Below are 22,037 nucleotides of genomic sequence, written 5' to 3'. Positions count from 1 at the left end.
CCGTTACGGCTTAACAAAAACGGGGATGTTCTCGCGCCGGCTCTGCTAGCGACGCCTTCGTTCTCGCGCAGAGACGCGGAGTCGCAGAGAGGTTTAAAGCGAGCCGGCCACGCAAGTGGTCGGAGGACTCACGCAAAAGGCGCAAGCCGCCAAGAAGCGAAACTGACACTAGGCCAGTCACCAAACATAGGGGATCAGGCGAGCGGTGCGTCGCTGGTACTCCGTGAACTCCTCACCGAACCACGCCGCTAGCGACTTCTCCTCAATACAGATCCGCCACCAAAGAGCTGGCGCCCCGATACCGAGTCCAATACCCAGGGCGCCCAGACTGCCGAAACCGAGCGGCATGCCCACGTAAAGCAGGAGCGTCGCCAGGTAGATCGGGTGGCGCATCCACGCAAAGAGCCCCGTCGTGACCAAGCGGTGCCCTTGAGTGGTCTGAACGTAGCCGCTGAAGTGACGTCTCATCGCATAACGAGTCGCCAGCCGCAGCCCGAAGCCAACCAGCGTCAACGCCACGCCGACCCACCGAAGCCACCTCCACTCGACTCCAAGCGTCGTCCATTGAAGCACGCCCGCGTCGAGCCACCCGAAACCGAAGCAGCCGTACAACGCGACCAGCAGCGGCGTCAGCGCCGCTAGCTGCCGGTCCGGCGCGTCGGGCTGCCGGACGCCGAGTAGCTGCACCCCTCCCTCAGCGATCGCCCAGAGAGCGAAGGACCACGCCGTAACCGCCGCCGGCGTTAGCGGGAGGATGTTCACGTGATACCTCGGTCCGTGCCGAGGCCGATGGTTACGAATGACCAATGACCGCGCCCCAATGACCAATGGCAGGAAGGGCTAGGGACATACTCGTGCGGCAGCACTGCATTGGTCATTGGGAGCTTGGTCATTGGGGCTTCATTCCTCCGCTACAACCACAGATGCAAGCGATCGCCCAGCATGTCGGGTAGCTTTTCCTTCACCATCTTCTCCGCTTGCCGCGCGTGATACCGCGTGCTCAGGTGCGCCGCGATCACCAGCTCGTTCTCGAACAGCGCGGCGCGCTCGACCCAGTCGTCCAAGTGCATGTGCCCGTGCTTGTGGATTTTTTCTTTGCGGTGCTCGGGCGAGACGAACGTCATCTCGGCAATCAGAATCTTCGCCTTGTACATGTCGGGCGAGTCGTCGAGGCCCTTGGGCGACGTGTCGCCGAGGTAGCCGACGATCGGCGTGCGGACCTCGGCGCTGACTTCGATACCGGACAGGCGGATGTCGCGGATCTGGGTCCCTTCGAGGCCCTCGTACTCTGGCTTGAGCTTCTTGCGGCGGTCCCAAACGATGTAGCCCACCGACGGCACCGTGTGGACCGTGGGCGTCACCGTGACAATCAGCTCGCGCGACAGCTGGATCTCTTCGCCGGGCGTGACGCCGATCAGCTCGCACGGCAGCCGGCCGCGGTCAAGCCGTTGCATCGCGGCTAGCAAGGATTTGACGTTCTCAAGGATCTCGGCCGGGACGTAGATGACGGGCGGGTCCATCTTCATCATCCGCCGCCGCGCCACGTACACCGGCAGCGCCGCGATGTGGTCGAGGTGTCCGTGCGAGACGAACCATGTCTCGGTCCCCATGAAGCTCCAGGGCTGCAAGCCGAGGTCGAAGCCGAGGCTCAACTCCGGCAGCCGCCAGTAGCTCTGGACCGCGGCGCGGCTGTAGCCCTCGATGGTGAGGTCGCCGTGCTTGAGCGTTTTGACGGGGGCGTTGTTGGGCAAAGCTGGGGAGTGTGGCGAGATGGGGGAGCGTGTCGTGGCGCGCCGTGGGCTGCCGCCTACGGCTGCGACCCGACGGATGGCTGACCGTCTTCGTGGGTTCTTTGCGGGGGGCGGAAGACCACGGAGAATCCGCGATTATCGCCCCAATCCCCGCCGCGAGAAACCCGCCTAAGACATCAAAGACACGTCCAGCGGCGCCGGCCCCGCTTCCAGCGTGATGGCGCCGTAGCGCTCCGGCTGATGGGCAAGGGCGTGGCGGTAGCGGATCAGCTCCAGCATCGCCAGGAAGACACCCACGAGAGTCGATTTATGGACCGGTCCCTCGGGGAAGAGGTCCTCGAACGGCACCGTCCCGTCGGCCGCCCGCAGCAAAGCGTCGATCCGCACCATGTGCTTGTGGATCGGCGTCTCGTCGTAGTAGATCGTCTCAGGGAGCTTGGCCGGCGCGAGACGGTCGCGCATCACCCGAGCAAAGGCGCTGACGAGGTCCCAGAGCTCGACCCCTTCGATCGGCTGCTCGGCGGGGTCCACCTCCGTCCGCGGCGGGGCGACCGTGCGGGTGTAGCGCCTCGACCAGTCGAGCCGCAGCGTTTCGAGCTTCGCGGCCGCGTCGCGGTACTCCTTGAACTCTAGCAGCCGCTGCACGAGGTCGCCGGGGGACTCGATCGCTTCGTCGTCGAGCGGCTGCCCCTCGGCCGCCTCCTCCGCGGAGGGAAGAACGCTCCGCGACTTGATCTCCAAGAGCAGGCTGGCGACATCGAGAAAGTCGCCTACCGCATTGGGGTCGAGCCGCTCGATCACCGCTACGTAATCGAGGTACTGCTGCGTCACCACTGCCAACGGCAACTCGGCGACCGGCAGCTCTTCCTTCTTAACGAGATAGAGCAGCAGGTCGAGCGGCCCGTGATAGGCGTCGAGATGGACCTCGAAAGCTTGCATCGCCGGCGCCGGGATGGGGCGGAAGGAACCGGCAGAGCCTAGCGGCGTTGGTGCCAAAGCCACAAGACGCCATCGCTAAAAAGGCGAGCCGGGAGCGTCACAGGATTATGCAAGGGCTAGCAGTGAGAAGTGGGCTCGGTAGTTCAATCGAGGAAGCGTTAGCGCCCTTGATCCCCCTCCACCGCCTTCGGGTGAGGCCGCTTATTCCGGTAAACGGGGGGAGGGGGTGCGCCCGGTACTCGCTTCAGCACCCTCCCCCCGTTTACCAGAGAAAGCGGCCTCCCTCTGAAGAAGCAGGGGGACACAACGCGCTAACGCTTCTTCTACTGCCCAACCTTGTACTGCTAGCCGTTGCATAATCCTGGTCAGCGACCGGAGGGCGTCGGATACACACTCAATTTCCGTGCTCCCGCTTCACTCCGGTCGCTCACACTCCCGGCTCACCTAACCACTGACCCGTGCGCAAAAAAAGAACCCGCCATCCTCGCTGAGGATGGCGGGTTCTTCGTGATGCAATCTCAGAGTTGTCGCGTCAGCTGAATTGCTGAATCGACGTTCCTGCTAAGCAGGACTCAGCCGCAGCAAGGAGCCGGAGCGGCACAGCAATGCTTGGCGGCGTGCTTGGCCTTCATGCGAGCGAAGAAGCCGCAGCGCTTGGGCTTGCAGCAGGGGTCGCACGGGTCGCAGCAGGTCGGGGCCGGCTCGCAGCAAGGAGCGGGCTCACAAGCCGGGGCGCAAGGGGCCGGCTCTTCGCAGACCGGGGCGGGCTCGCAAACGGGAGCGGGCTCGCAGCAAGGGGCGGGCTCTTCGCAGCAGACCGGAGCGGCCTCGCAGCAGGTCGGCTCACAAGCCGAGGCACAGCCGCGGTTCTTGTGGCAGCCACCGAACAGACCGGCCTCAGCCTGGACGCCAGCCGACAGGACGACGGCCATAGCAACAGCGAAAGCGAAAACGTTCTTCATCTCTGGTTTCTCCCAGCATCGGGTCTTGCCGCCTGGCGCCGGTCCCGGGGGGACACTGCAACAGCGCCGCTGACGACCGCCGTCGGCGTCACGCAATCCGATGCGTGAACCCCTCGGGCATGTAAGGGTCACCGCCGCCAACGCGGCGGGGCGCCAGACCGACTGGGGTGTCTACGGCGACATTGCCGATTACAACAACCTTGCGGTCCGGGGCGCTGAAGTTAGCAAGACCGGGGGGGCTGTAAAGGGGCCGATCCGGGAAAGTCGATAAAATCGACCCCCGGTGCGGCGGGTTGTCGCAGGAAACCGCGGAAAAACGCGGGTCTCTAACGGATTTCGCCCGTAGACGGCGCGTTCGCGGTCCGCGGGACCTCTGCCTTAGCGGGGTCCGCCCCTTCGACAAATTGGGGGCTTGACGCGGCTTGGAGGTCTTCCTCGAAGCTGACCACGGTGGCCGAGCCGTCGCCGGTGTCGCAGGCCAGACCGCAGACGCGCCAGCCGCTCTCTTCGAGCTTCAGCAGGCAACACAACTCCTGCGACGCGGAGGCGCCACGCTCGGTGACGAGGCACTGCGCAGCGGCCTCGGCTTCACTCAGCAGACGCACCTCACCGACGACGAGTTGCTCGACGTCCATCCCCATCGGTGTGAGCGCGCTGGGGTCCGCCTGACAACGCTCGGTCGCCTTCGCGGTAAGCAGTGTCATGGCGCTACCCGTGTCGCCCGCCAGGATCGCCCGCATAAAAGTCTCGGCCGATGAACCGATCGCCTTCGCGACCGCCGGGTCCAGCGGCGGCGCCTGCTGGACGACTCCGGTCGCCGGCTGGAAGGTTCCGGCGGGCTGCGCCTTCTTCGTCATCGCCGGTTGCCCGGGCTCGGACTGTGAACAGCCCGAAGCGACTACCAAACCCAACACCGACAGACTCACCAGGCAAACGCAGCGCACGGCACAGGCCTCCTAGCCACGACGTGAAATACTTCGCCGCGGGACAAGCGGCCGGCGCGGAGAGTGGCATAGCGCTAGATTACGGTCAACGCCGGTTGCAAAGGGCGGTCAGCCATCAGCCATCAGCGGTCAGCTTTCTTGAGAATCGACTCCGTCGATATCTTGCAGCTGAATGCTGATAGCTGAACGCCGATCGCAACAGCGTCAGCTCGCCGCCAGCCCCCGATCCACCGACGCCTGCTCACGGGCATAGACCGCTAGCACCGCCTCGAACGTCTGCGGTTCGATCTTCCACGCCGGATCGCTGTCGGGGTGCTGATTGCAGTGCGTCGAGATCAGCCGGAATAAGAACTTGAACAGGTGCCTCGGCGTCCGCAGTGAGCGAAGAGCCTCGCTGAGTCGCGAGTCGCTCACCGCAGGGTCGATCAAATCGCGCAGCATCGGCGGCGGGTCCTGCTCGGTGCAAGCGGCGAGTCGGGCGTTCGCCAAGTCCGACAGGGCTTCTGCCGTCCAGTCGAGCGACGGGATGACGTTCTGCTTGTCGAGCCGGGCCCGCTGGTGGAAATCTCGGTCTTCGCGGTTCAGATAATCGAGCACCTCGGCCGGAAGCAGCAGCTTGAACCCAAGGCCCGGCTGGCGGAGGAACTTGTTGTCGAGCATCGACCAGACGAAGTCGCGCATCGCCTCGACACGACCGCCTAACAGGTGCGGCTCGTCAACGCGGTCCACCAGCACCATGACGCCGCCGTAGCCGAGCGAGCGGAGCACGCCCTGGAGCTTGCCGAGCAGCTCATATCGGTCGTCAGTGCGCCGCTTATCAGGCAGGGGTTGGTTCTCGAGGTCCTCAGTGCGGACCCGCATCAAGAGTCCGGCGAGGGTCCCGCGGTCGCGTCGCAAGACACGAACGTTGCTGGCGACTTTCCACGCACGACGGTGACGGCTGAACCACTTTACCACCCAAGGCGCCCAGCCGGCGGCGATCGCCACGTACGTCCACGGCCAGGCCAGCCAGGACTTGATGTGATACCAGTCCCAGTAGTGGAACAGCACGATAGCGCCAAGGATCGCGGCGGTGATGGCGACGCCAATCCAGAACCAGCCCGACGCCAGCCAAGTGGGATAACCCACCACGCTCGCCAGTCGCTTCCAACGCTGGCTCTGGGGCTCGGCGGTCGAGTCGTCGTAGCACGCTGCCAGCAGCATGAGGTCGCGGCGCTGCGCCGCGTCGAGGTTCTTGAGGCTGCGGCGGTCGAGGCGAGTCTTGTCGAGCAGTCGATCCACGAGGTCCGTGATGGCGATCGACAACACGCCGTCCATGTGGTCCCACAGTTTCCACTCTTCGAGCACACGATGCGCGTCGCGACCCTTGCGAGCGGGCAAACGATCGGCGAAGCGATCGAGCAGCGGGTTGAAGTCGTCGTACTCGATGACCCAGACGCGGTCCTCGGGCTTCGCCGTCTCGTTGTGCTTGCCGACGGCTTGGACAATCTGCAACCGCATCGCCGTCTTGCCGGCGCCCTTCTCTCCAAAGACCAGCGAGGTCGCCGGGTCGTTGGGGCTGCCGTAGACCTTGTCCCAAGCCGGGTGGCGCACTTCGCGGCAACGCGACTTGAAGACCTGGTCGGTCTGCGCGTCTTCCTCCGCAAACGGGTTGCGGGTGACGCCGTAGTGGTTGAAGAAGTCGTCGGTACGCATAGCCGTAAGCGGGAGTCGGTGCGGGACGCGATGCTATTTCGCAACAAAGGGTACGTCACAGAGAGCGCCAAGGGACGGCCCCCACCTCGAAACGCCTCAGCCGCGGGCGGCAGCCCACGGAGAACCCTGCGCAGGGGCTCCGTGGGCTGCCGCCCGCGGCTGAGCTCCAAATCGATGGAAAGCCCGCCATTTGCGGTATAATCGAAGCATGTCGCACGAGCTGCCCCCCCTGCCGCCAATCAAGACCGACCCCAAGTACGGCTACTTCCCCTGGTGGCCGCAGGACGGGGACGACTGGGTGCATCCCGAGGACGTGGCGACGGCCCGGTCGATGATCCCCAGCCCCCGCATCTGGCGCCGCGACGGCGAGCGTGGGGACTATGTCGTCCTCTACTACGGCGACTTGTCGATCCGGGTGAAACCCTCCCTGTGGCGTGAGGCGCCTTACGAGGGGATCGATCTCGGCGACTGGGTCGAGGTCCGCGCCCGCGGCATGACTAATGAGCCGCACGTCGGCCAGGTACGCGACATTCACTGGGACGAGCACGCGGGCGTCGTCCGCTACTGGCTCCGCCTCGCCGATGGCACGCCGCTAGAGCGGAGCTACGAAGCCCACGACTTCAAGCCGATGGAGCCGCCCGTCATCCGCGAAGAAATCCGTCGCGAACCGCCGTCGGATGATGGGTCGGTTCCCGACCTCGATCCACCAATCTAACCGCATGGGTGAGCGGCATGGCGCTAGCCACCGGTGAACCACCCGACGACAACCCATCACACCATCGGCGGCTAGCGCCGTGCCGCTCACACGGGGCGTCACTAACTCCCCACCGGCGCCCGGTCCTCGAGCCCCAGCCGCTTCATCTTCTTATAAAGCGTCGTGCGGTTGATGCCGAGTTGGTCGGCGGTTTCGTTGCGGTTCCATTGGTTCAGCTCGAGCACCTCGAGGATGATCGCCCGCTCGGGGCCTTCGAGGGCTTCCTTGAGCGTCTGGCCCGCGTAGCTCGTCGAGCCGCCCAACGCGACGCCCGGCAGACGCATCTCCGGAGGCAGGTCGTGCAGCGTGATCGCAGCGCCGCGGCTTAGCAGCACGCAGCGCTCGACGACGTTCTGCAACTCGCGGACGTTGCCCGGCCAGTTGTAGCGCTGCATCGCGGCGATGGCGTCGTCGCTGAACCCCGTGACGTTCGGGCGGTTGGCGTCCTCGCGGACCTCTTCGAGGAACTTCTGGGCGAGCAGCGGGATGTCGCTTGAACGCCCCCGCAACGGCGGCAGTTCGAGATTGATAACATTGATGCGGTAGTAGAGGTCCTGGCGGAACGTGCCGTCGGCGACGTTCTTCGCCAAGTCTTCGTTGGTGGCGAGCACCACCCGCACGTCAACGCGGTGCGTCTCGCTGCCGCCGACGGCCTCGAAGGCCAGTTCTTGTAGCACGCGTAACAGCTTGACCTGCATCGCCGGCGTGGCGGTGCCGATCTCGTCGAGGAAGATCGTTCCGCCATCCGCCTGGAGGAATTTGCCAACTTTGTTGCTCACCGCGCCGGTGAACGCGCCGGCGACGTGGCCGAACAGCTCGCTCTCTAGCAGGTTCTCCGGCAGCGCGCCGCAGGCCACTTCAACGAACGGCCCGGTCCTGCGGTCGCTGCGGGTATGGATCGCGCGGGCGATGAGGCTCTTACCGGTGCCGCTCTCGCCGGTGACGAGCACCGTAGCGCGGGTGTCGGCGACGCTCTCGATCACGTCGAACACACGCATCATCCGCATGTCGGCGCCGATGATGTGGCCCATGCCGTGTTTGCGGTCGAGCTTCTGCCGCAGCTCGGTGTTCTCGGCGAGCACCTTGCGCTGCCCGAGGGCGCGCTCGATCGCCATCAGCAGCTCGTCGTCGATGAGCGGCTTGGTGAGATAGTCGAAGGCGCCGGCGCGGATCGCATCGATCGCTGAGTCGGCCGTGCCGTATCCCGTCAGCAAGATGACCTGCATGCCGGGGCGACGGCGCAGCGCTTGCTCAAGCACGTCGAAGCCGTCGCCATCCTGCAAGCGAATGTCGCACAACAACAGGTCGTAGCCCTTCGCCGTGAAGCGCTCGATCGCCTCGGCTTGACCGGTCGCGGTTTCAACGGCGTAACCCTGGTCACGCAGCCAATCGGCCATCGACTCCAGCACCTGCCGGTCATCATCGACCAAGAGGAGTGAAGCGATATCGGGCGTGTTGCGGCCGGCGGACATGGACGTGGCGCCTGAGGTTTTGGCACGGGAGTTGGTGTCGCCAAAAACCTACGTCACAGCCGGGGTGAGTCAAAAAGACACGACGCCCGAATCGATCGTTTCGATTGTGCGGCGGAACGATCCCTCTCCCATCTGTTATCATGAGCGCCTAGGCAACCCGATCCCTCGTCCTCGATAGATTTTGTAGAGCGAATCGATGTTTAGGATGGCTGTAGCGATCTTGACGAATGCGTCTGTTACCCCACGAGGGCGCTTAACTCGCGGCATACACAAGTTGATCTCACGTTCGCCGATTCGTCCCGGCGGTATCGCTCGGCTGCTAGCGCTGGCGGCTTTGCTTGTCGGCGCCGCCGTCGAGGCGGCGCGGCCGCGGCCGAATATTGTCCTTTGCTTCGCCGACGACCTGGGACGCCATGGCAGCGTCTATGCCGATCCCGAGCGGCCGTCGGCAAACGATGTGGTCCACACGCCGAACCTCGACCGCATCGCCAGAGAAGGCGTGCTGTTCGATTGCGCGCTGGTGAGCGCGCCAAGCTGCACGCCGTCGCGTGCGTCGCTCCTCTCCGGGCGGCACTTCTTCCGCAACGGCAGCCACTCGCAGCTCCATCACCCCTGGGCGCCGGGCTTCGATGATCCCTGGGACAACGTCCGTGGTTTCCCACTCACCTTAGCGGACAACGGCTATCACATCGGTTGGACGTACAAGTTACACGTCTATGCCGATCGCATGGGTGGCGCCGACCGCAACTACCAGTCCGCGGGAAGGAGATTCAACTCTTACTCGCAGGTCGTCTCCAAGTCCGTCGACCCACTGGAGGCGAAAGGCGAGCTGCTCGACGAGGTGCGCCAGAACTTCACCTCGTTCCTAGCGGATCGTGATGAGGATCAGCCGTACTTCTATTGGTTCAATCCCACGAACACGCACCGGCCTTGGACGCGGGGTTCAGGCAAGCGGCTATGGGGGATCGATCCCGATTCCTTGGCCGGCAAGCTGCCCGCCTTTTTGCCCGATAATGAGACGGTTCGCGAGGACTTCGCCGACTACCTCGGCGAAGCGCAGGCCTTCGACGCCGCCGTCGGCGTGCTGATCAAAGAACTCGCGCAGCGCGGCGAACTCGACAACACGATCTTCATTGTCAGCGGCGATCACGGCGCGCCGGGATTCCCGCGCGGCAAGTGCAACGTCTACGACTTCGGCTCGCAGGCGCCGCTGGCGATCCGCTGGCCGGGGCGTCTCGCGGCCGGCAATCGTATCGAGGCGCCCGTGAGCCTGATCGACCTCGCCCCAACGCTGCTCGATGCGGTCGGCATCAACGCCGTCGAAGCGATGGACGGCGAGAGCTTGCTCCCCGTGATCCGCGCCGACGAGCCCGAAGACGAAGCGACGCTGCGCGGCTGGGCGATCATTGGCCGCGAGAACCACGTGCGTGACGCTCGACCCGCGGGCCTCCCCTACCCCATCCGCGCGATCCGCACCCGCGACTGGCTCTACATCCACAACTTTGCACCGGACCGCTGGCCAGTCGCCGAGCCGCCACTCGCCGCGCCGCTGGTGAAAGGCATGCGACGGCAAGGCGGCAGATGGGTCCGCCCCACTGACATGGACGGCAGCCCGACCTTCACGTGGTTCATCGGTAATGAGAACGCGGCCGACATCGCCGACGCGTGGCGGCTGGGTTTTGCGCGTCGGCCTACCGAGGAGCTGTACGCGGTCACCGAAGACCCCGACCAGATGCACAACCTGGCGGACGACCCGGCGCATCGCGAAACCCTCGAAGCGCTCCGAGACCAACTCTTCGACGAGCTGCGGCGCGGGGAGGACCCACGAGTCGTCGGCGAAGGGGAGGCTTTCGACGAACCGCCCTACGCGCCGGACGACCCCGACCTCGGACGCGTCGCGAAACCGACGACTTGAGCGCAGGCTGCCACGTCGAATCGACGAATCTACGCCAGGGTTGACCCCGCGCCGGCATCTACCTCGACTCGACTGGCTATAGACCCACGTAACTTGGGGTTCACTGATCAGAAGTTGTACAAGCGGCGCCAATAGACTCTTTCTATCCGCCGGAAGTCGTCCAATCTTGACGGCTCCCTCTTACAAACAGCGGGGGAGGAATTAAGATGCGCGCGCCACGCTACGCGTGACGCCGCACCGGCGTTCAAGTCGGCGGCAGGCCCTCTTCTCTGGTGATCAGCTAATGAAAGCAACCCTCTTGCGCGCCCATGTGTGGGGCGCGCTCTCCCTGGCGGCATCTCTTGGGGTCGTCACACCGACTCTAGCGCGGCTCGGCAGCTTCGTCCCCGCCGACGGTTACGACGTACAATCTGGCGATATCCGCGGCGACGTTTCCTACTACAACTCTGGCGCCTATGGAGCCAACGCTGGCGGCGGCGCTGGCCCGACCACGATAGTGGCCGACTCTGGCTTGTGGAAAGTGATAGGCCCTGCCGGCGGTTACTTCGCCAATTCTGTCGACCGGGCGGCTTTCGTAGCGCAGGGTATTCCCTATTCGGCGGGCTTCGCCAACGCTATTGGCGCGTATGCGGTCGGCGGACACTTCGGCGGACGCACTGACAACTTCAACTTGGCGTTGCGGAACGACACGCCACTTGGCACCGGACCCATGGTGCACGAGTACTCGCTGGACCAATACGACATGGGCGTGACGCCGGCGAGCGTCACGTCGGGCCCGCTGTCGATGGGCTTCTACTTCTGCCCGAACCCCGGCGACACCTTCAACCCGGGCCCCGATGGCTCTGCGGGGGACAAGTTCACGCTGTCGCTCGTTGATAGCGTCGGCAACATCGGCCTGCAGTGGGGCTACTTGCGTGACAACTCGGTCGTGTGGCGCGTCAGCCCCAGCAACCTTTGGACTGCGACATCTTTCATCGCGGACCAGACCAATTGGGACGGGCTCAAGATCGATCTCGACCTGACTAGCGACACGTTTGGCATCGATTACTACGACGTCTCGACGAACACGTGGTCGAATCTCGTTCCGGCTGGCACCGCGATGGGGCAGGCGATGGGCGATTTCACGACGCTGCGTTGGCAGCTCGAGGATGGACTCAACGCGGGTCCCTTACTGGGCAAGAACTTCTTTGACGACTTCAGCTTCTCGGCAGTTCCCGAGCCGTCGACGGCGCTCTTGGCGGCGTTGGCTCTTGTTGCCGTGCGACTCCGGCGTTGAAACGCCGCGTCTGACCCAACACTAGCGCCTGCAACTCAAGCAAAGTAAGCAAGGGTTGTCGGCGCTAGCTTGGGCCTTTGTTGCCCGCCAACCGACTCACCCCGCCCGCGGGTGAGCCTTCTCGTACGCCTCGCGCAGCTTCGTGTTGCTGACGTGCGTGTACACCTGCGTCGTGACGAGGCTTGAATGACCTAGCAACTCTTGCACGCTGCGGATGTCGGCGCCGCGGTCGAGCAGGTGCGTCGCGAAGCTGTGCCGCAGCGTGTGCGGCGAGGTCTTCGGGTCGAGGCCCGCGACCACCAAGTGCTTCTCGAGCATCCGCGCGACACTGCGTGTCGTCAGCCGGCGACCGAACTTGTTCGTGAAGACGGGCGCCTCGTCTCCCTTCGCTTCGTTGGGCGCGAGCTTGCGATCGGCGCGCCACGCCTGAAGCGCTCGACTCGCGAACGAGCCGAGGGGCGAGAGGCGTTCCTTGCGTCCTTTGCCGCGGACGTGCAGCAGACCCTGCGCGATGTCGACGTCGCCGTCGTTGAGCCCCACGAGCTCGCTGACGCGGAGGCCCGCCGAATAGAGCGTCTCGAGGATCGCCCGGTCGCGACGGCCGGCGGCGGTGTTCGCGGGCGGCGTCGCTAACAGCCGCGAGATCTCGTCGCCGGTGAGGAAGTGCGGGAGCTTCCGCGACTTCCTGGGGTTCTGCAGCGCGTCAGCGGGGCTCGTCTGAATCCAGCCCTCGGCGCGGGCGAACTTGAAGAACGACCGCACCGACGACATCCGCCGCGCGATCGAGCTCTTCGCGTAACCCGCTTCGCCGAGGGCGGCGACATAGCCCCGCAGGTCGCTGACGGTGATGCCGTCCGGGTCGGGCGTGCGGCCTGCTTCGTCCTCGAGGTACTCCGCCAGGGCCGAGAGGTCCTCGCGGTACGCCTTCACCGTGTGCTCGGACGCGCCGCGCTCACGCTCGAGGCGTCGCAGGAACTGTCCGAGATGACGACGCATGTGACTTCACTACGAGCCCCCGATGTTAATCGGGGGAGTTGAATCACGCCTCGACCCTCCCCCGATTGACATCGGGGGCTCGCCTATAACCTCAAAGCTCGCCTTTCGGCAACGCCGCGCGGCGTGCAATGCGGTCGTTGATAGCAGTGTGCTTCTTCGCTTCGTTGCGGATCCGTCGGCTGAGGACCGCGGCGTCGTACCACGTGAAGCTCAGCTCGGGGTTCGACGCTTGCCGGCCCAAGGCGCGGAGCGCCTCGGCCTGCTGCGAATCGCTGTAGAGGAACAGGTAACGTTCCTTGCCCTTCACGAGGGCCAGTACATTGACGTCATCATTCACGGCGGGTCGCCTCCGTGCGGCGCGTGCGGGGGGAGCAGCGGGGGGGTGGGAGACAGCGAGAGGGTTTGCGACTCGGCGGTCAGGGCCCACATCCGTTGGGCCGCCGCTCAATGCCGCTGTCGTTGCGAGCCTGAAATCGCAACGACAACTCTCACTGCCGTTGGGGGTCTATCGGCCGTCGGACCAACGACGCACCACTCGCGTTTCATCACCGCCGCCGCGCGCCGAGAGCATTTCCACCAAGTGTTGGTGGCAGCAGAAGCGGATGAAGTCCTCGCTGCGCGTGAGATAGGACTGCCAGCCCCCGAAGCGCGCGTCGTCCCTGAAATCGACATAACTGGCAAGCGCGGTAGTAAACTCGGGGTCGTTGCCCCGGAAGACCCGCGTGTGCGTCATAACCGGACCGGGGTTCGCGGTGGCGACAGGCCGCACGGGCGACGGCCCCGGCGGCGTGAAACCGCGCGCGTCGGGCCAATCCGGTGGCGTCATGACGAACGAATCACTCGCAACGGAGGCGCCGCTCGCAGCGCCTGACGCGGTTGCGCCGCCCGCTGGCGCCTCGTAGGCAGCGTTCTGCAGCGGCTGACCTGCGCCGGCGTCAACGCCTCCTTCGCCACGAGGAACCGGCAGTGGTTCGGCTTCTTCGATCTCGACCTCCGAGGCGTCGTCTTCATCGAACGGGTCCATCGGTGGGATCGTGTTCGGATCGACCGGCTTGATAACCGGCGCCGACGGCGCTCCATCGGTTGCTGGCGCTACCGTCGGTGATTGCGTGTCGAGCTGCGCCCGCGCCAGCGCCATCTCCGCCTCGAACACGAGTCGATCGGGGATGAACTCTTCTTGCGCCGTGCCCCACGGCAGGCCGTAGCCCGCGGGGATCTCGTGGAAGCCGGCGTTGGCGGCGTACCACTCGACACGCACGCCGCATCGCGGCGGGTAGTAAGGCGAGTAGTCGGTCACCGTGCCGATCACGACCGCATCGACGCCGAGCTTCTGTGCGAGCCAACGCGCCTGGTTCACCGCGTTCTCGGGCGGGTCGAACGTGACGTTCTGCTGGCGCATCGCCGCTTCGACCGCCGCGACCGGGACGACCTCGAAGCCGGGGATGCCCTGCAGCTCGGCGTAATAGGCTTCGGCGAATTGCCGGCCGTCGACCGTCGGCTCGGTGCTCTGATTGAAGAACGGCACCACCGCCACGCGGCTGAGCTGCGGGAACGGGTTGTGGACAACCGGCTGGTGCGAGATTTCAGGCAGCACCAGCGAGCACCCGCTCGCTAAGAAGACGAGCGGCGCGAAGGCCAGCAGCAGGAGATTTTGGGGGCCGCGGTTCATGCGTCCGTGCGTCGCAACGCCAGCAGGCCCCCCTGCTAGCACCAGGCGCATGTGCGCCTACCTCGTGGGCATCGTCACAACCGGCGCCGTCGCTTTAATCGGAATCGCCGGAATGTCTCACACAGAGACCCGGAGGAAACGGCGAGCCGGCCACGCAAGTGGTTGGAGGAATCACGCAAAGCCGCCAAGGCGCGAAGGAGCAACTGGCGAGCCGGGAGCGTCAGCGACCGGAGTGACGCGGGTACACGGGTCCAACTCCGGTCACCGATGAGCGGCGAGATTTCCATTGACCAGCTACAAAGAACCGGACGCTAAGGCGTGCCGGCTGATCTTGCCAGCTAGCACTCAGTAGCCGCGGGGCCTTAGCCCCCGGTTCGAATAGCGATGGCTTGGTGCAACATGACGTAAACGACTTCGATCGCGTTGTGCAAAAATCATCGTGAGCGGCCCGAGGATGCCGGGTACCAACTTCCCTCCGGTCGCTCACGCTCCCGGCTCGCCTTTGCTATCGCTTCGCTGTTCCGAATCCGTAACTTGGCGCTGGCCTGTGGGCTTCGGCCATCAACTGCACCAGCTCCGCCAGTATCGCTGGCTCTGACTCGGCGAGATTCGTTGTCTCACCGGGGTCATTGTCGAGGTTGTAGAGCTCGGGCGCGGCGTGTGGGTTCTTGTTGGCGCCGAGCCGGACGGCTTTCCACGGGCCGCGGCGGACGGCTTGCTTGCCGCCCTGTTCGTGGAACTCCCAGTAAAGGTATGCGTGCTGCTGTTGCTCGCCAGCGCCGGTGAGCGTGGGCGCCAGCGAGACGCCGTCGAGACCGCCGGGCGTTGTATCGCCAGCGAGCTCGCAGAACGTCGGCAGCCAGTCCCAGCCGGCTGAGAGGATGTCGCTTTCGACGCCAGCAGCGACATGCCCTGGCCAAGAGACAATCGTCGGCGCGCGGACGCCCCCTTCGTAGAGGTCGCGCTTGTGGCCGCGCAGCGGGCCGTTGGAGTCAAAGAACTCCGGGTCGTGCCCGCCTTCGCGGTGCGGACCGTTATCGCTGGTGAAGACCACGATCGTGTTGTCGTCGATGCCCAGCTCTCCCAGCAGATCGACGAGCCGACCGACGTCGCCATCGAGCCGTCGGACCATAGCGGGGAACGAGGCGATCGGGTTCACCACTTCGGCGCCGGCGTACTTTCCGACGTTGTTCTCGAACTGTGCGAACTCTTGGCGGAACGGCGCGCGGTCTTCCTCGGGCGCCTCCATCGCCGCGTGCGGCAGCGTCACCGGCAGGAAGCAGAAGAAGGGGCCGTCTTGGTGATCGCGGATGAAATCGAGAGCGCGATCGAAGATCAGGTCGTGCGTGTAGACATCGGATTCGATGTCGATGCGCCGGTCGCCGTCCCATAGGTAGTCGGTGTAGTAGCGGTGGGCGTGGCGCTGGCAGTTGTAGCCGAAGAACTCGTCGAAGCCGCTGCGGAGCGGGTCGCTCTCGGAGCCGGGATAGCCGAGGCCCCACTTACCGAACGCGCCGGTGGCGTAGCCCGCCCGCTTCAGCAGGTCGGCCATCGTCACGGCATCGCCGGGCATCGGCTCTTGGCCCTCGGGCTGACGCTCGCGGTTCCCACGCACGGCGCAGTGTCCCGTGTGCAGCCCCGTCATCAGCGCGCAACGCGACGGCGCGCACACGGTGCTCCCCGCGTAGTGCTGCGTCAACTTCATGCCACGCGCGGCGAGCTCGTCGAGCCGCGGCGTCGTGAACCGCTGCTGGCCAAAACAGCTGAGGTCGCCATAACCGAGGTCGTCCGCCAAGACGAACACGATGTTCGGCAGGCGGTCAGCAGCGACGTTGATGGAGGCGAAGGAGCAGAACAGCAGCGCGAGAGCGAGAAGTCGCATTCGAACGTGACGTTAGAGAAGAGGCGAGCCGGGAGCGTCAGCGACCGGAGCGAAGCGGGTACCTGGCGTCCTCCGGTCGCTGACGCTCCCGGCTCGCCGGAAAACACCGACGACTCACGTCGTGGGCTCGCCGTCGCCTGTTGGCTCTCCGCGTCTCCGCGTCTCCGCGCGAATCCTCAGCTCACCACTTGAGGCCGAACTGTTCGCCGCCCGTGGGCGTGCCGATGCCGCCCTTGAGGTTCTTGAACTTCTTGCGTTCGGGCTTGGGGGCTTCGGGCTCGTTGGCTTCCGCATCGCGGGCCGCGGACTCGGGCTTCGCAGGGGCGGCCATCAGGGCCTTCACTGAGAGGGCGATGCGTTGCTTGCCGCGATCGACCGACAGGACCTTCGCCTCGACCTCTTGGCCCTCTTTGAGCACGTCGGTAACGCGGTGGACGCGTTTGTAGTCGAGCTCCGAGACGTGGATCATCCCCTCGACGCCGGCCTTGAGCCGCACAAAGGCGCCGAAGTCCATCGTCTTGGTGACCTTGCCCTTCACCGTCGAGCCAACCGGGAACTCCGCCTCGGCCGAGTCCCAGGGGTTGGCGGCCGTCTCGCGGTAGGACAACGCGATCTTGCCGGTCTCGGGGTCGATCTTCTCGACCTTCACCTTGACGGCTTGGCCCTCGCTGAGGACCTCGCGCGGGTGGCCGATACGGTCCCACGACAGCTTCGAGACGTGGATCAGTCCATCGACGCCGCCGAGATCGACGAACGCGCCGAAGTCGCGCAGCGAGCGGACGACGCCGTCGCGCAGCTGCCCCGGCGCCAGCTCCGCTAGCAGCTTGTCCTTCTGCTCGGCCCGCTCGCGCTCCATCACGGCGCGATGGCTGAGGATCACGTTCTTGCGGGCGCGGTTGGCCTCGGTGATGACGGCGGTGAGGCGCTGGCCGACATACTCTTCGATGTTCTCGACGCGGTAGATCGAGATCTGTCCGGTCGGCATAAAGCCGCGGATGCCGGCGACCTTGCACTCGAGGCCGCCCTTGTTCTTGCCGGTGATCGTCACCTCGACGATCTTGCCCGCCTCGACCTCGTCCCAGTTGCCGATGTCTTGTGGAGCGCTCGGCAGGGATAGCTCGTACGTCCCTTCGTCGGAGTCGTAGCTGATGACGAGGACTTCGATCTCGTCCCCTTCGATCGGCAGATGCGAAACGTCGGTGGCTTCCGCCTCGGCCGTTTCCGGCTTGCCTTCGCTCGCTTGGAGCGCCGCGTCCGACGCCGGCGCGGTGGCGGCAGCGGCGGCTTGCGAGGGCTTCGCCTCGAATTGCTTCAGCGGCACGGCGCCTTGCAGGTGTTGGCCCAGTTCGACGAACACCGTGTCGCCCGTGATGCGGGTGATCTTCGCCTTGTGCTTGGAGCCCTCGGGGAGCTCTTGCGGCGCGGCGGCGGTCTCGGAGTCGAGGACCTGATCGACCGACGTCCCCTCCATCAGCGAGGCCAGCTCGGCTTCTTCTTCGGCCGTCGGAGCGGAGCGGACGTTCGGCGGCGGGTAGTGCTTGCCCGACGACTTGGGCTGAGGCTCGCCTTCCGTCACCCGGTTCACCGGATTGGGACGCAGGTCGGCGGCGGGCGCCTCGGCGTCGGCCTCGGTGCGCTGCGTGCCGACACGGAGTCGCTCGCTGGGCCGCTCGCCCGTCGCCACGTCGCCCTTCACTACGTCGCCCGTTGAGACGTCGCCGGTCGTTGGACTCTCGGCTTGTTCGGGAACGGCTTGGGCCGTGTCGCCGCTCGTGGCGGCGATCTCTTCCACTTGCGCCGTTGCAACGTCGGGACCGACGGGCGGCGTCTCGGCGACTGCCGGTGGCGTCTCGCGGGCAGGGGCGACATCCGTGACGGGGTCCTGGCTTTGCGTCGCTTCTTGCGACGACGGCGCCACGCTGGTCTCGTTGTTCATCCCGCTCGCAGCCTCGAACAGTTCGGACGCGTCGTCGAAGACGCGCCCCGCTAGTAAACCGAGCGACCGCCCGATCGCGGCCCTCTATAGCCCGGGAGTGTACCCGGGGCCGATAGGCGCATGCAACTTGCCGCTAGCGGAGTTCCGGCATTTAATCGGGACGCCTTTCGCCTAGTCTGTGTGGCTTACGCTAGGTGTCAGGGGTCAGGGGTCAGGGATCCGTCGCCAGGAGGATTGGCGGCGAGCCGGGAGCGTCAGCGACCGGAGTGCTGCGGGTTCCAACCACAGGTCGCTGACGCTCCCGGCTCGCCTGCCCTCCGAATTAACTGACGACTGACCCCTGGCTACTGGACCTGCCTACAATCGGGTCTCGGATATCCGACTCTCTCGCTCCCCTGCTCTCTCCATGACCACCGCCGTAACCGCTGTTCAGCCCCCGCTCGACGGCGTTAAGCCTTACAAATCGCTCTCGAACGACGAGCTGCACGCCCGCATCCAGGCGGTGCGGGACGAGTTGGGGCCGCGGCTGCTGATCCTCGGGCACCACTACCAGCAGGACGAGGTGATCGACCTGGCCGACCTGCGGGGGGACAGCTACCAGCTCAGCCAGATGGCCGCCGACAGCTCCGACTGCCGGATGATCGCCTTCTGCGGCGTCCACTTCATGGCCGAAACGGCCGACATCCTCGCCAACCGGCCCGAGAAGCTCGCCGAGCGTGGCGGCCGTCGCGTCACCGTCACCCTCCCCGACCTGGCGGCGGGCTGTTCGATGGCCGACATGGCCGCGATCGACCAGATCGAGGACGCCTGGGACCAGCTCTCCGAGGTCATCGACACCACGCGGCTGATCCCCGTCACCTACATCAACTCGGCCGCGAGCCTCAAAGCCTTCGTCGGCCGCCACGGCGGCATCGTCTGCACGAGCTCGAATGCGAAGGCCGCCATCGAGTGGGCCTTCAACAAGTCCAACGGCGGCAAGGGGGGGGATCGCGTCATGTTCTTCCCCGACCAGCACCTCGGCCGCAACACGGCGCGTGGTATGGGCGTCAGTAATGCCGTCATGCCGGTCTGGAACCCGCACGAGCCCGAACTCGGCGGCAACACCGAAGAGGCGATCACCGCGTCGAAGGTGATCCTCTGGCGCGGCCACTGCAGCGTCCACCAGATGTTCAAGCCCGAGCACGTCGAGCTGTTCCGCAAGAACCACCCGGGCATCAAGATCCTCGTCCACCCCGAGTGCCCGCAGGACGTGTTCGACCTCGCCGACGAGTACGGCAGCACCGGCGCGATCATCAAGGCGGTCCGCGAAGCGGCGCCGGGATCGAAGTGGGCGATCGGCACCGAGCTGCACCTGGTGAACCGCCTCAAGCAAGAACACCCCGAGCAAGAGATCCACTTCCTCTCGCCGGTAGTCTGCATGTGCGCGACGATGTACCGCATCGACCTGGCGCACCTCTGCTGGACCTTAGAAAACTTCGCCGCCGGCACCCCGATCAACACGATCGAAGTCGATGAAGAGACCGCGAAGTGGAGTCTGATCGCGCTCGAGCGTATGCTGGAAGTAAAGTAACCCCCCACCCACGACGGAGCGATCGCCATGTCTGAGACCGCCGAGATGGGGCGCGTCCTTGTCACCGCGAAGATTGAAAACCTCTCCGACCTGCACATGGTCGAGGCCGGGCAACTTTCTCCCGACCAAGTCCGCACGGTGGTGATCGACGACGCGCTGGTGGATACGGGAGCAACTCGACTGGCGATACCGGCTAACCTCGTTGCGCAGTTGGGTCTCACCGAGCATCGAAGCGCCACGACAATGACTGCCGCAGGAAAGAGCGTTGTCCGCCTGTTCAGCGCCGTACGACTAACGATCAATGGACGTGATTGCCCGATCGACGTGACCGAATTGCCGGAAGGCTGCCCCGTGCTGATCGGTCAGGTTCCGCTTGAGTTGATGGATTGGGTGATCGACATGCGAAACCAAAAACTCATCGGCAACCCCGCGCACGGCGGGCAGTGGATGCAAGAGATGTATTGAGTCGTGGCGAGCCGGCCACGTTAGTGGTCGGTGTTGCGGCTCTTCCGATATCAACATCCGATCGACAAGAACGAAATCGAGCGAGCGCCCAACGACGCCCGCTCGATCGTCGTCCAACCTGCCTCAAGCGGCAACAGCCTGGCACGTGTCCGCGCAGTGGCGGCAGCTCTTGGCGCATTGTTGGCAATGCTTGTGCTTGTGAGCGCTGCACTGCTCGGCGCAGTACTGGCACACCTCCGAGCAAAGCTGACAGAGCGCCGCGGCGTGCTCGCCGCCGATCGCCATCACTTCGACGCACGCCCGACAGATCGCGGCGCATTCGAGACAGCACTTGGGGCAATCGTTCGTCGTCTCCTCGCCGATCATCTCCGCCGCACACGCCAAACAATCGGCGAGGCAGTCGTTACAGGCGTTGATGCATTCTTTGTAGTTCGCGGTCGCGGTCGCCATCGGGTCCTCCTTGGGGTGAAGTTGAGGGGGTTCCGTGTGAACCAACGCCAACGGCGGCAACGTCCATGCCAAGCCGCCGCCGACCCGAACTCACGGCAACGGAAAGCATAAGAAGGGCGGCAGGCTGGTGATCGCGAAGCCGGAACTGCCAAATCCCGCAAAAACCCCACCAAAGAGGGGCCCCCGCGACCTCCAACCTCCTGTCGCCAGACCGAGGTCACAGGACCCTTCTAGAACGCTCCAGGATGCACGAGGCAGCGTCCAAATCCCTCCCAGCGCCCAAAGGTCCACCTCGCGCCAATAACGCGCCAAATGGCCTCCTAGCGGCTCTAGCGACGAGGCCCCCTTTTCCCGGTTTTTGCCGTACTTTCCCGTTGCTCTTGGCCACAGGACTCGACGGGGTCCTGGGCGGTTCGACTGGGTTTCGGAAAGGAGATCGGTGGGTTGGTAAGAGAGCGACGGAGCTACCGCTGGTTCGAGAGCATCGGCAGCAGCGAAGACCGCCGCCCTTAATGGTGTGGCCGGGGTCGCAGCGTAGCGGAGCCCCCGGAGCCTCATGACCCCGGCCACCCGCCGCTTCCGAATTTGGATGACACTGTCATCAATCTGATGAGTTGGCCCAAATCTGGATTGCGAGCGCGACGGAAAGCAAAGGCCCGGCAAAAAGCATTGCAATACTAAACAGATCGGCAGGCGTTGTTGACTGTCCGTAGAGCTTCACCCCGCCCTCCTCAGGCAGGAAGTCAGCGAACAAGAGTACATACGCTGACGCTGAAATCGTCACCATCGACGAAGCAATGACGCATCCAGAGAAAACCCAACCTTGCCACAGATAAACAGTACTTCGAGTGTTACGCCAACCCGATCTCGACAAATTGAACGCGGTAAACACAACTGCATTGGCCAAGTAGCTACACGCAAAATACAACAGTGCAACCAAGTAACTAACTGCTTGGGCATCCTCTCGGGGGAAGATCGCCCCGAAAACGAGCGCGCCTGTCGATAGCAAAGTAGCAAACGCCACCGCTATCGTACCCACTGCCTTGTAAGGCCGCTCGTTTACACGTCTGCTATACCAAGCGGTCATACAACTACTGAGGCAATGCTACTCTAACAGCTTCCAACACATCTACCGCCTTTTCATCACCTGCATCAACCTCGACTATCCTACCCCCAGCCTGCCGTGCGAAAAGTCGAGACTCGACAGAGACAGCAATGCTGTCCGTTTCCAAGTTCGCTGCTCGCACTACGTGTTGATAGAACTTGTCACCGTCGTTCTCTCTAATCACGATTTGTAAAGAGTTGGGTTCGACTACAGGAACCGACTCTACAGAACCTATCACCTCAAGTCGTGACATAAT

General features: G+C 64.7%; 19 protein-coding genes. 5 read left to right on the top strand and 14 right to left on the bottom strand.

What is annotated here, in order from left to right:
• Positions 1 to 177: 177 nt before the first annotated feature.
• From Spa11_RS04625 to Spa11_RS04600, 6 genes are all read right to left on the bottom strand, one after another.
• Positions 178 to 762 (bottom strand): methyltransferase family protein, encoded by a 585-nt coding sequence (locus Spa11_RS04625; protein WP_197529740.1) that lies wholly within the window; start codon positions 760 to 762, stop codon positions 178 to 180.
• A 149-nt stretch (positions 763 to 911) separates the two neighbouring features.
• The gene (locus Spa11_RS04620) at positions 912 to 1,751 is read right to left on the bottom strand and encodes an MBL fold metallo-hydrolase (RefSeq protein WP_145108598.1); all 840 of its coding nucleotides are present in this window, start codon (positions 1,749 to 1,751) and stop codon (positions 912 to 914) included.
• 168 nt (positions 1,752 to 1,919) lie between these two features.
• On the bottom strand, positions 1,920 to 2,690 hold the full coding sequence (locus Spa11_RS04615) for a segregation and condensation protein A (RefSeq protein ID WP_145108595.1): 771 nt from the start codon (positions 2,688 to 2,690) through the stop codon (positions 1,920 to 1,922).
• A 572-nt stretch (positions 2,691 to 3,262) separates the two neighbouring features.
• Positions 3,263 to 3,652: a hypothetical protein gene (locus tag Spa11_RS04610; RefSeq protein WP_145108592.1), complete on the bottom strand. Its 390-nt coding sequence runs from the start codon at positions 3,650 to 3,652 to the stop codon at positions 3,263 to 3,265.
• Between the two features lie 326 nt (positions 3,653 to 3,978).
• Entirely contained in the window at positions 3,979 to 4,596 is a 618-nt protein-coding gene (locus Spa11_RS04605; RefSeq protein ID WP_145108589.1) for a hypothetical protein, read from the bottom strand.
• Positions 4,597 to 4,800: 204 nt separating this feature from the next.
• Complete coding sequence (locus Spa11_RS04600; RefSeq protein ID WP_145108586.1) at positions 4,801 to 6,291, bottom strand: hypothetical protein; 1,491 nt, start codon at positions 6,289 to 6,291, stop codon at positions 4,801 to 4,803.
• Positions 6,292 to 6,499: 208 nt separating this feature from the next.
• Here Spa11_RS04600 and Spa11_RS04595 point away from each other — a divergent pair, with 208 nt between their 5' ends.
• Positions 6,500 to 7,006 (top strand): DUF6960 family protein, encoded by a 507-nt coding sequence (locus tag Spa11_RS04595; protein WP_145108583.1) that lies wholly within the window; start codon positions 6,500 to 6,502, stop codon positions 7,004 to 7,006.
• A gap of 101 nt (positions 7,007 to 7,107) precedes the next feature.
• Here the strand turns inward: Spa11_RS04595 and Spa11_RS04590 are convergent, their stop codons facing one another.
• Positions 7,108 to 8,517 (bottom strand): sigma-54-dependent transcriptional regulator, encoded by a 1,410-nt coding sequence (locus Spa11_RS04590; RefSeq protein WP_145108580.1) that lies wholly within the window; start codon positions 8,515 to 8,517, stop codon positions 7,108 to 7,110.
• 274 nt (positions 8,518 to 8,791) lie between these two features.
• On the opposite strand from Spa11_RS04590, the gene Spa11_RS04585 reads away from it, so the two are divergent.
• Positions 8,792 to 10,432: a sulfatase family protein gene (locus Spa11_RS04585; RefSeq protein WP_197529738.1), complete on the top strand. Its 1,641-nt coding sequence runs from the start codon at positions 8,792 to 8,794 to the stop codon at positions 10,430 to 10,432.
• Positions 10,433 to 10,715: 283 nt separating this feature from the next.
• A complete protein-coding gene (locus Spa11_RS04580; protein WP_145108574.1) occupies positions 10,716 to 11,708 on the top strand; it encodes a PEP-CTERM sorting domain-containing protein in 993 nt (330 codons plus the stop codon).
• A gap of 96 nt (positions 11,709 to 11,804) precedes the next feature.
• On the opposite strand, the gene xerC is transcribed toward Spa11_RS04580, so the two are convergent.
• From xerC to Spa11_RS04555, 5 genes are all read right to left on the bottom strand, one after another.
• Positions 11,805 to 12,704: a tyrosine recombinase XerC gene (xerC, locus tag Spa11_RS04575; RefSeq protein WP_145108570.1), complete on the bottom strand. Its 900-nt coding sequence runs from the start codon at positions 12,702 to 12,704 to the stop codon at positions 11,805 to 11,807.
• A 91-nt stretch (positions 12,705 to 12,795) separates the two neighbouring features.
• The gene (locus Spa11_RS04570) at positions 12,796 to 13,041 is read right to left on the bottom strand and encodes a hypothetical protein (protein WP_145108567.1); all 246 of its coding nucleotides are present in this window, start codon (positions 13,039 to 13,041) and stop codon (positions 12,796 to 12,798) included.
• 168 nt (positions 13,042 to 13,209) lie between these two features.
• Complete coding sequence (locus Spa11_RS04565; RefSeq protein WP_145108564.1) at positions 13,210 to 14,373, bottom strand: hypothetical protein; 1,164 nt, start codon at positions 14,371 to 14,373, stop codon at positions 13,210 to 13,212.
• Positions 14,374 to 14,878: 505 nt separating this feature from the next.
• A complete protein-coding gene (locus tag Spa11_RS04560) occupies positions 14,879 to 16,255 on the bottom strand; it encodes an arylsulfatase (RefSeq protein ID WP_145108561.1) in 1,377 nt (458 codons plus the stop codon).
• A 181-nt stretch (positions 16,256 to 16,436) separates the two neighbouring features.
• Positions 16,437 to 18,191: a S1 RNA-binding domain-containing protein gene (locus Spa11_RS04555; protein ID WP_145108558.1), complete on the bottom strand. Its 1,755-nt coding sequence runs from the start codon at positions 18,189 to 18,191 to the stop codon at positions 16,437 to 16,439.
• A 406-nt stretch (positions 18,192 to 18,597) separates the two neighbouring features.
• Here Spa11_RS04555 and nadA point away from each other — a divergent pair, with 406 nt between their 5' ends.
• Positions 18,598 to 19,761, top strand: a complete 1,164-nt coding sequence (nadA, locus tag Spa11_RS04550) for a quinolinate synthase NadA (protein WP_145108555.1) — start codon at positions 18,598 to 18,600, stop codon at positions 19,759 to 19,761.
• Positions 19,762 to 19,788: 27 nt separating this feature from the next.
• On the top strand, positions 19,789 to 20,226 hold the full coding sequence (locus tag Spa11_RS04545) for an aspartyl protease family protein (protein WP_145108552.1): 438 nt from the start codon (positions 19,789 to 19,791) through the stop codon (positions 20,224 to 20,226).
• A 123-nt stretch (positions 20,227 to 20,349) separates the two neighbouring features.
• Here the strand turns inward: Spa11_RS04545 and Spa11_RS04540 are convergent, their stop codons facing one another.
• A complete protein-coding gene (locus Spa11_RS04540; RefSeq protein ID WP_145108548.1) occupies positions 20,350 to 20,676 on the bottom strand; it encodes a four-helix bundle copper-binding protein in 327 nt (108 codons plus the stop codon).
• Between the two features lie 601 nt (positions 20,677 to 21,277).
• Positions 21,278 to 21,763, bottom strand: a complete 486-nt coding sequence (locus tag Spa11_RS04535) for a hypothetical protein (RefSeq protein WP_145108545.1) — start codon at positions 21,761 to 21,763, stop codon at positions 21,278 to 21,280.
• Positions 21,764 to 22,037 lie beyond the last annotated feature (274 nt).

The sequence above is a fragment of the Botrimarina mediterranea genome (assembly GCF_007753265.1).
In the GTDB taxonomy this organism is placed as follows: Bacteria; Planctomycetota; Planctomycetia; order Pirellulales; family Lacipirellulaceae; genus Botrimarina; species Botrimarina mediterranea.
The sequence above is the reverse complement of the archived record's forward strand: the minus strand, read 5'-3'. Positions and strand labels throughout refer to the sequence as shown.

Bases quoted from the DNA above. Each gene is read 5' to 3' on its own strand.
- Spa11_RS04615 (WP_145108595.1), bottom strand. From the start codon at position 2,690: ATGCAAGCTTTCGAGGTCCATCTCGACGCCTATCACGGGCCGCTCGAC.
- Spa11_RS04610 (WP_145108592.1), bottom strand. From the start codon at position 3,652: ATGAAGAACGTTTTCGCTTTCGCTGTTGCTATGGCCGTCGTCCTGTCG.
- Spa11_RS04600 (WP_145108586.1), bottom strand. From the start codon at position 6,291: ATGCGTACCGACGACTTCTTCAACCACTACGGCGTCACCCGCAACCCG.
- Spa11_RS04595 (WP_145108583.1), top strand. From the start codon at position 6,500: ATGTCGCACGAGCTGCCCCCCCTGCCGCCAATCAAGACCGACCCCAAG.
- Spa11_RS04590 (WP_145108580.1), bottom strand. From the start codon at position 8,517: ATGTCCGCCGGCCGCAACACGCCCGATATCGCTTCACTCCTCTTGGTC.
- Spa11_RS04580 (WP_145108574.1), top strand. From the start codon at position 10,716: ATGAAAGCAACCCTCTTGCGCGCCCATGTGTGGGGCGCGCTCTCCCTG.
- xerC (WP_145108570.1), bottom strand. From the start codon at position 12,704: ATGCGTCGTCATCTCGGACAGTTCCTGCGACGCCTCGAGCGTGAGCGC.
- Spa11_RS04565 (WP_145108564.1), bottom strand. From the start codon at position 14,373: ATGAACCGCGGCCCCCAAAATCTCCTGCTGCTGGCCTTCGCGCCGCTC.
- Spa11_RS04560 (WP_145108561.1), bottom strand. From the start codon at position 16,255: ATGCGACTTCTCGCTCTCGCGCTGCTGTTCTGCTCCTTCGCCTCCATC.
- Spa11_RS04555 (WP_145108558.1), bottom strand. From the start codon at position 18,191: ATGAACAACGAGACCAGCGTGGCGCCGTCGTCGCAAGAAGCGACGCAA.
- nadA (WP_145108555.1), top strand. From the start codon at position 18,598: ATGACCACCGCCGTAACCGCTGTTCAGCCCCCGCTCGACGGCGTTAAG.
- Spa11_RS04545 (WP_145108552.1), top strand. From the start codon at position 19,789: ATGTCTGAGACCGCCGAGATGGGGCGCGTCCTTGTCACCGCGAAGATT.
- Spa11_RS04540 (WP_145108548.1), bottom strand. From the start codon at position 20,676: ATGGCGACCGCGACCGCGAACTACAAAGAATGCATCAACGCCTGTAAC.
- Spa11_RS04535 (WP_145108545.1), bottom strand. From the start codon at position 21,763: ATGACCGCTTGGTATAGCAGACGTGTAAACGAGCGGCCTTACAAGGCA.